The sequence below is a fragment of the Streptomyces sp. N35 genome (assembly GCF_016464295.1).
Taxonomy (GTDB): domain Bacteria; phylum Actinomycetota; class Actinomycetes; order Streptomycetales; family Streptomycetaceae; genus Streptomyces.
Genome location: NZ_JAEIMH010000058.1, coordinates 46877 through 55064, shown reverse-complemented (window position 1 = coordinate 55064; position 8188 = coordinate 46877). Strand labels below are relative to the sequence as shown.

The 8188-nt window shown below is 72.3% G+C and carries 7 protein-coding genes; 4 read left to right on the top strand and 3 right to left on the bottom strand.

Annotated elements, in window-relative coordinates; all coding sequences use genetic code 11:
- The 3 genes from JAO81_RS28090 to JAO81_RS28080 all read left to right on the top strand — a co-directional run.
- A partial coding sequence (locus tag JAO81_RS28090) for an ATP-binding cassette domain-containing protein (RefSeq protein WP_199550749.1) occupies positions 1-559 on the top strand: 559 nt, incomplete at its 5' end.
- Positions 556-1641, top strand: a complete 1086-nt coding sequence (locus JAO81_RS28085; RefSeq protein ID WP_199550748.1) for an iron ABC transporter permease — start codon at positions 556-558, stop codon at positions 1639-1641. The genes JAO81_RS28090 and JAO81_RS28085, both read left to right, overlap by 4 nt.
- Positions 1638-2723: an iron chelate uptake ABC transporter family permease subunit gene (locus JAO81_RS28080; RefSeq protein ID WP_307813779.1), complete on the top strand. Its 1086-nt coding sequence runs from the start codon at positions 1638-1640 to the stop codon at positions 2721-2723. Before JAO81_RS28085 ends, JAO81_RS28080 begins: the two co-directional genes overlap by 4 nt.
- Before the next feature lie 8 nt (positions 2724-2731).
- Here JAO81_RS28080 and JAO81_RS28075 read toward each other — a convergent pair whose 3' ends face one another.
- Positions 2732-3598 carry a LysR substrate-binding domain-containing protein gene (locus JAO81_RS28075; protein ID WP_199550747.1) on the bottom strand — a complete coding sequence of 289 codons (867 nt, stop codon included), beginning with the start codon at positions 3596-3598 and terminating at the stop codon, positions 2732-2734.
- Positions 3599-3789: 191 nt separating this feature from the next.
- Between JAO81_RS28075 and JAO81_RS28070 the strand changes: the two genes are divergently transcribed.
- Positions 3790-4866, top strand: a complete 1077-nt coding sequence (locus JAO81_RS28070) for a bile acid:sodium symporter family protein (RefSeq protein WP_199550746.1) — start codon at positions 3790-3792, stop codon at positions 4864-4866.
- Here JAO81_RS28070 and JAO81_RS28065 read toward each other — a convergent pair.
- Together JAO81_RS28065 and JAO81_RS28060 are read right to left on the bottom strand one after the other, a co-directional pair.
- A complete protein-coding gene (locus tag JAO81_RS28065; RefSeq protein ID WP_199550745.1) occupies positions 4802-6046 on the bottom strand; it encodes a DUF4185 domain-containing protein in 1245 nt (414 codons plus the stop codon). The genes JAO81_RS28070 and JAO81_RS28065 overlap by 65 nt on opposite strands.
- Positions 6047-6057: 11 nt before the next feature.
- The gene (locus JAO81_RS28060) at positions 6058-7932 is read right to left on the bottom strand and encodes a sialidase family protein (protein WP_199550744.1); all 1875 of its coding nucleotides are present in this window, start codon (positions 7930-7932) and stop codon (positions 6058-6060) included.
- Positions 7933-8188: the final 256 nt, after the last annotated feature.

The following is an 8188-nucleotide window of genomic DNA, read 5'->3' as shown; positions in this document are numbered from 1 at the left end:
GGGGGCCCCCCCCCTGTCCCGGGGCCCCGCCCCCACCACCACCCGCCGGGGCGGGCGGGGGGCCCCCCACGCCGAGGTGGAGGCCGCCGCCCGCGCGGTCGGCGCCCTTGAGGCCGTCGCCGCCCAGCCCTACGGCTTCCACCAGCCGGTACGCGAAGGCGGCACGTCCCTGTCCGCGGGACAGCGCCAACTGATCGCCCTGGCGCGGGCGGAGCTCGTCGACCCGGGGCTGCTGCTGCTCGACGAGGCGACCGCCTCCCTGGATCCGGCGGCCGAGCAGAGCGTGCTCGACGCCACGCGGCGCCTGGCCCGCAAGCGCACCACGGTCGTCGTGGCGCACCGTATGAGCACCGCCGCACGAGCCGACCGGATCGTCGTCATCGACCGGGGGCGCATCGCCGAACAGGGCGGCCACACCGAACTCCTCGCGGCAGGCGGCCACTACGCCCGCATGTGGCAGCACACCACGGGCACGGCGCCCCGCCCGGACGAGCCCGGCCCGACCGACGTACCGCAGCCGAGGGACGCCATGACTCCAGCATCGGAGAGCGCCCGATGACCGCGGCCTCCGCCACCACCGCCTCCGCCTCCACCACCGCCCCCACCGTCAGCACCGACCGGACGGATGGCGAAAAGCCCCCGAAAAGTACCCGGCTCTCCGTGCGCCTCGCGGGCCTGCTGCTCGGCCTGGTGCTGCTCGCGGCCGCCTTCGCGCTGAGTCTCGCGATCGGTACCAAACAGGTCCCGCTCGGCGAGGTGTGGTCGGCGCTCGCCGATCCGGTGGGCAGCAAGAACGACGCCATCGTGCGCGAACTGCGGCTGCCCCGCACCCTGATCGGCCTGGCGGCGGGCGCCGCTCTCGGGGTCGCGGGCGCCGTCATGCAGGTGCTCACCCGCAACCCCCTGGCCGACCCCGGACTGCTCGGCGTGAACGCGGGCGCCTCCGCGGCCGTGGTCACCGCGATCAGCGTGTTCGGGATCGGCTCCTTCACCGGATACCTGTGGTTCGCCCTCGCGGGCGCCGCCGTGGCCGCCGTCATCGTCAACGCGCTCGGCGGCAGCCGCGCCGCCACCCCCGTACGGCTCGCTCTGGCGGGCACGGCGGTCAACGCCGCCCTGTTCGGCTATGTCAACGGGCTGCAACTCGTCGACCTGGACGCCCTGGAGACCATGCGGCACTGGGCCGTCGGCACGCTCGCAGGGCGCTCCATGGACCTGCTCACCACAGCACTGCCCGTGATCGCGGCCGGCATCGTGCTCGCCTTCCTCCTGGCCCGCCCGCTGGGTGCGCTGGCCCTCGGCGACGACTCCGCGCGGGCGCTCGGCGCCCATCTGGGCCGTACGCGCGTGCTGTCCATCGTCGCGATCACCCTGCTGTGCGGCGGGGCGACGGCGCTGTGCGGGCCCATCGGCTTCATCGGGCTGATGATCCCGCACGCGACGCGGGTGTTCTGCGGTGCCGAACCACGCTGGCTGCTGCCCTATTGCGCGGTGTACGCACCGGCCCTGCTGCTCGTCTGCGACGTACTCGGCCGGGTCGTGGTGCCGCCCTCCGAGATCGAGGTGGGCGTGGTCACCGCGTTCATCGGCGGCCTGATCTTCATCCACCTGGTGCGTCGGCGGAAGGCGGCCCAACTGTGACCTCGACCAAGATCTCCCCGGCTCCCCGTCCCGCCGAAGCCCCGGCCCCCCTCGTACGCGGCTACGTCCGCAGGGGTGCGTGGTCGCTGCGTTTCGACCGCAGGGCCCTGTTCGTCTGCACACTCCTGGCCGCCCTCGCCGCGGTGGTCACGCTGTTCGCCGTCGGCACGGGACGCTTCGCCCTCACCCCGTGGGAAGTGGTGCGGACGCTGGCCGGACAGGGGCCGCCCGGGGCCGAGTTCATCGTCATGGACCTCCGGCTGCCCCGGGCCGTCGACGGGATACTCGTCGGCTTCGGGATGGGCATGGCCGGCGCCGTCTTCCAGTCGCTGTCCCGCAATCCGCTGGGCAGTCCGGACATCATCGGCTTCGGCAACGGCGCCTCCGCGGGCGCACTCGTCGCCATCATCATCTTCGACTCGGGCATGGCCCAGACCGCGCTCGGCGCGGTGGCCGGCGGCTTCGCCACGGCGATCGCCGTCTACGTCCTCGCGTGGAAGCGCGGTGTGCACGGCTACCGGCTCGTCCTGATCGGCATCGGCGCCTCCGCGGTGCTCGGCTCGGCCACCAGCTTCCTCTACGTACGGGCGGAGATCGGCAAGGCCGCGCAGGCGGCCAGTTGGATGGTCGGCTCCCTCAACGCCCGCGGCTGGAACGACGTATGGATCGCCGGGCTCTCGCTGGCCGTGCTCGTGCCGGTCACCCTCCTGTACGCGCGCAGGCTGACCATGCTCGAAATGGGCGACGACACGGCAGCCGCGCTCGGGGTGCCGCCCGAGCGCACCCGCCTGGTGCTGCTCGCGGCCGGTACCGGACTGACCGCGATGGCGGTGGCGGCGGCCGGGCCGATCCCGTTCGTCGCGCTCGCGGCGCCGCAGCTGGCCCGGCGGGTCACGCGCTCGCCCGGTCCGAACGTGCTGCCCGCCGCATGGACGGGCGCCGTACTGGTCTGCGGCGCGGACCTGGTCACCCAGCGGATCACCAGCTCGGCCCTGATGCCGGTCGGGGTGGTCACCGGGGTCGGCGGCGGCATCTACCTGAGCTGGCTGCTGCTGCGCGAGCGCAGGTCGGGGCGCCTGTAGTGGTGCGCTCAGCCCCTGCTGCGCAGCCGGTCCCCGCTCGCCAGGATCGCCGAAGCCAGTGCCTGCGCCGCCTCCTGCGTACCGGCCCCGCGATGGCGCCCCTGCAGCAGGACGAAGTCCACCGCGCCCAGCTCCGGCAGCCCACCGCCCCGCAGCCGCACAAGCCCCGGCGGGATCAGCCCCCGCGCGTGCGCCATCACGCCGAGGCCCGCGCGGGCCGCCGCCACCAGGCCGTTGAGGCTGCCGCTCGTACAGGCGATGCGCCAGGCGCGGCCCTGCCGCTCCAGGACGTCCAGGGCACGGGCGCGCGTGATGCCGGGCGGGGGAAAGAGGATCAGAGGGACCGGTCGGTCCGGGTCGAGGCGCAGGCCCGGTGCGCCGATCCAGGCGAGCTCGTCGCGCCACACCATTTCGCCGTGCCGGTCGTTCGGGCGGCGCTTGGCGAGGACCAGGTCGAGAGCCCCGTCCGCGAGCTGTTCGTGGAGGGTTCCCGAGAGCTCGACGGTGAGCTCGAGGTCGACCTCGGGGTGCTCGTGCCGGAAGGTCTCGAGCGTCTCCGGGAGGCGGGTGAGGACGAAGTCCTCCGAGGCACCGAAGCGCAGCCGTCCGCGCAGCCGGGTGCCTGTGAAGAACGCGCTCGCGCGCTCGTGCGCCTCCAGGATCGAGCGCGCGAACCCCAGCATCGCCTCGCCGTCCTCCGTCAGCTCGACGCTGTGCGTGTCCCGGGTGAAGAGCGCCCGGCCGGTCGCCGTCTCGAGGCGCCGTACATGCTGGCTGACCGTCGACTGGCGCAGCGAAAGCCGGCGCGCGGCCTGGGTGAAGCTCAGGGTTTGCGCCACGGCGAGGAAGGTACGCAGGTGCACCGGGTCGTACATACGCCCAGCGTAGACCGTTATCGCGAAACGCGATGACAGTAAGTGCTGTATGCAGGATTCCCGATTTCGGTGATCAGGAGGACGATGGAGAGGGCACGTACCGCGCCTCATCAGCGAGCGGGAAACGCGCCTCATCAGCGAGCAAGAACCGCGCCCCACCAGCAAGCCCCCCACTTTGGAGCACCACGCAAGTGAAACGCCTCGCCTGGCCGAAGCGGCTGCCGATCGACCCGTACATCCTGGCGCTCCTCGCCACCGTGGGTGTCGCCGCGCTGTTCCCGGCCCGCGGGACCGGCGCGGACCTCGCGTCGGGCGGTGCGACCGCGGCGGTCGCGCTGCTGTTCTTCCTGTACGGAGCCAGGCTCTCGACCCGCGAGGCCGTGGACGGGCTGCGGAACTGGCGGCTGCATCTGACGGTCGTGGCGTGTACGTTCGCGCTCTTCCCGCTGCTCGGCCTGGCCGCCGAGGGGCTCGTGCCGTACGTCCTGACCCCGGCGCTCTACAGCGGCTTCCTGTTCCTGACCCTGGTGCCGTCGACCGTGCAGTCCTCGATCGCGTTCACCTCGATCGCGCGGGGCAACGTACCGGCCGCGATCTGCGCGGGGTCGTTCTCGTCGCTGATCGGCATCTTCCTCACCCCCCTGCTCGCCGCGGCGCTGATCGGCGGGCAGGCCGGATTCTCCGCCGATTCGCTGGTGAAGATCGTGCTGCAGCTGCTCGTGCCCTTCGTGGCAGGTCAGCTCCTGAGGCGCTGGGTCGGGCCGTTCATCGCCCGGCACAAGAAAGTGCTCGGGTACGTGGACCGCGGCTCGATCCTTCTTGTCGTCTACAGCGCGTTCAGCCTCGGCATGGTCGAGGGCATCTGGAGCCAGGTCACCCCGCTGCGGCTGCTCGCGCTGCTCGGCGTCGAGGCCGTGCTGCTCTCGGTGATGCTGGCCGTCAGCTGGTTCGGGGCGAAGCGGCTCGGGTTCAGCCGCGAGGACCGGATCGCGATCCAGTTCGCGGGCTCCAAGAAGTCCCTGGCCGGCGGACTGCCCATGGCGAGCGTCCTGTTCGGGGCGCATGCCTCTCTCGCCGTACTGCCGCTGATGCTCTTCCACCAGATGCAGCTGATGGTCTGCGCGGTGATCGCCAAGCGGCGCTCGCGCGACCCCGAGGCCCTCGCCCGGGACGGTCTCGCGGGACCCGAGGGCACCGGGCCGGCTACTGCGCCGGCTCGAGACGCAGCCGTACGAACCGCGGCCGGTACAGGGACACGTTCCGGCTGATGTGCGACTCCGCCACCCGCGGGGCCGCGTCCAGCCAGTTCACGTCATAGCTCAGGGCCAGGCCCTTTCCGCCCAGGTCCGGGTGGATCTGGGGGTTGTACGCGGCGGTGTCCTGCTCCGGCGCCGCATCCTCCGGGAGCGGCGGCTCGAAGTCCCGGGTCGGCCCGTGCCAGGGGCCGTGCGGCGCACAGGCCCAGTACGAGCTGATGCTGCGCAGCCCCTTCGTCCCGGCGGCCATCGTGAACAGCACCCAGGTCCCGTCCTGCCGTACGACCGTGAACGCACTGCCCACACCCTTGCGCTTGCCGTCCCCGAGCACGGGCCGAGCCCTCTTGCTGTGCGCGCTCCACCCCTCGCCGTCCCAGTAGCGCCAGGCGCTGGGCTCGGCGAGGCGCCCGCCCGGCACCCGGGCCAGGTAGGCGTGGGAGGCGGGACGCAGGGCGGCCTTGCCGTCGTTGCCGCCGTAGACATACGTGTAGCCGTCCTCGGCGACGGCCGTCGTGCCGTAGAGGACGCGCCGGGACGGGTCCGCCACGGAGTTCTGGTCCAGGACCCGTACGACCCCCTCCAGACGCAGATCCGGGAGCGAGAGCGTGGCCACCTCGGTCGCCGTGGGCACCCCGAAGATCCAGGGTGCGGGCGCCGACGCCCGGGTCCACAGGAGCACCCGGACGACCTGTTCGGGCGAGCCGGGCGAGCGCTCCTCGACCTGGGCGGCCACCGGCCACCGCCACTGCTGAGCGGCCGGATCGGGGAACAGCGGGGCGGGCAGGGTCTGTTCGAGCCGGCCCGACGGGGACATCACCACCGCGCTGTTGCGTACGAAGGGGGCGGTGCCGTCGCGCCAGGGGTACGGCTGCCCCGACAGGTTGGGCGGCTGGTGCACCTGGCCGAGATAGCTGTCCGAGAACAGCCACAGGATCCGCCCGTCGGGAAGGCGTACCGAATGCGTACCGTCGCCGCCGGTCCAGTCGTCGGTGCGGGCCGCGTCGTTTCCGTACCGGGCGACCGGGGGGGTGGCCGCCTCGTCCGCGGACCACGAGGCGTCCCCGGAGCCGCCACAGACCTCATCGCCCTGCCGGTCGTTGTCCGGCAGGGCGATGAGCAGCACGGCCGCGCAGGCCAGCGCGAGCAGGACGACCAGGACATAGCGTGTGCTCGGCTTCCCCGCTGCGGACATGGAAGGCGACGCTAGTTGCTGCGGCTGATCCGGTCCATGGGCAGCCACAGGATCGCGTCCCGTGGGGACGCCGACGCCAGCTCCTCGTCGCTCAACAGGCCCTCGTGGACCTGTACTTCGTCGATGGCTCCGGTGAAGTGCGCCCGCGAGTCCAGGCGCTGGCCGAGGTGCACACCGAAGCCCGAGGTGCGGCTGACCGTTCCGGGGACGTCGGCCACCGCGGTCCTCGCACCGTCCACGGTCAGCGAGAACTCACCGCCGCCGCGTCGAAGCACCGCCTGATGCCACTGCCCGTCGTTGTACGCGGACGAGGTGCGCGCCACCGCCGACTTCACGGGGGCCATGCCTTCGCGGGTGGTGATCAGCGCGCTCACCCGGTTCTGCTCGGGCTCGCCGCGCAGCCACACCTGCGGCTGGCCGGTGCCGATGCCGCCCATCCAGAGCATCGGCTGCTCACCGGTCGTGGCGTCGTAGCGGAACCACACGCTCGCGGTGAAGTCCTTCGTGCCGAGCGGCAGTTCGCGGCGGTACGGCAGACGTACGGCGTCATCGGCGCCGTCGAAGGCGATCGCCCTGCCGAAGCGCCCGTCCGTCTCCCGAGCCCCGCCGAGCACCGACGCGTCCGCGGCGCCGCGCGCCCGGTCCGCGGTCTTCGGGTCGGGGCCCCGGCGTGGCTTCAGCCAGTCCTCGGTGAAGCGCGCGAACCGGATCTCGTCCCGCGCGTCCACCGCGCCGCCCTCGTACATCAGGCCCACGGTGCCCTCGTTGGCGAGCACCATGTCCGAGTAGCCCGACCAGTCGGCCGTGACCTGTGTGCCGCGGTCGACGCTGTCCCAGGTGCGGCCGCCGTCGTACGAGGAACGCACCATCATCGTGCGCCGCCGGTCCGGATCCGCCGGGCACGCGAACAGCATCCGGCCCTTGAACTGCAGCGTGGAGCCCTGCACTTGGGGTGTGTAGAGGCCGGGAACCGTCGTGAAGGGCGTCACGAACGTGTCCCCTCCGTCCCGGCTCACCGTGTGCGTACGGTGTCCGAGGTCCGTGCCGTCCTGCTCACGGCCGTTGACGTAGACCGAGCCGTCGGGCCGCTCGGTGAGTGCCATCTCGCTCGGCTTCTGCCGGAAGGTGCCGTCCTTCGCCGAGATCGGATACGAGTCGGTCGCGCCGATCTTCCAGTTGTCGCCGCCGTCGTCGCTGGTGATCAGCGCGGCGTGGTTGGCGGCGACGCGGGAGCCGTCCCAGGTCTCGGTGTTCACGCCGAAGACCAGGCGGCCCTTGTGCTTGCCGCGGCTGAGCTGGATGCCGTGGTGCGGTCCCGTGGCGTACCAGGAGTTCCAGTGGCCGGGCAGCAGCTGGTCGCTGAGATCGCGCGGCGCCGACCAGGTGAGGCCGTCGTCGTCGCTGTGCTGCATGTGCGGGGTGCGGTCGCAGGGGACCGCGCAGTTCTTCCCGTCGGTCCGGCCCGTGTTGTAGGTCTCGGCCAGGACGATCCGGCCGGTCTCGCGGTCGACGATCGGGGCCGGGTTGCCGTGGGTGTCGCCGTTGCCCTCGTTGATCACCTGGAGCGGCCCCCAGGTGCGGCCGCCGTCGGTGGAGCGCTTGAGGACGAGGTCGATGTCGCCGGAGTCCGAGCAGTCGTTCACCCGGCCCTCGGCGAAGGCGAGCAGGGTGCCCTTCGTGGTCTTCACGATCGCGGGGATGCGGTAGCAGGCATAGCCCGGGTCCTGGGAGGCCTTGAAGAGGACCTGCTGCTCGAAGGCCGGTGTCGGTGCGTCGGGTGCGCTCTGCGCGTCAGGTGCCGCGGCCGAGATCAGGCCGGGTATCAGGAGCGCGGCGAGCGCCGTGGCGACGGCGGGTCTGAAGCGTGCGCGATGCGGTGCCGGCATGCGGGTCTGCCCTTCGTGGGTGCGTACGGGTCGGTGCCGGGTGCGTACGTACGGAATCGAAACGGACATCGGACGTAGGACGTCCAACGTGCAAGTCCCAGACGGTACTTGGGGCGCCCGGGGCCTCACAAGGCGCGTGCGCGACTTTGTCGGACACCGTGGGCGGACGGACCGCCGCTGCCGGGCGTACGGATGCGCGGCCCGGGTTCCCGCTGAGCCACGCGGCCCCCTGAATTGGGTTCCGGGGCAGGTCGGG

What these genes read in the sequence shown, in the direction of transcription:
- JAO81_RS28085 (WP_199550748.1), top strand. Translation starts at nt 556, where the DNA reads ATGACCGCGGCCTCCGCCACCACCGCCTCCGCCTCCACCACCGCCCCC.
- JAO81_RS28060 (WP_199550744.1), bottom strand. Translation starts at nt 7,932, where the DNA reads ATGCCGGCACCGCATCGCGCACGCTTCAGACCCGCCGTCGCCACGGCG.
- JAO81_RS28065 (WP_199550745.1), bottom strand. Translation starts at nt 6,046, where the DNA reads ATGTCCGCAGCGGGGAAGCCGAGCACACGCTATGTCCTGGTCGTCCTG.
- JAO81_RS28075 (WP_199550747.1), bottom strand. Translation starts at nt 3,598, where the DNA reads ATGTACGACCCGGTGCACCTGCGTACCTTCCTCGCCGTGGCGCAAACC.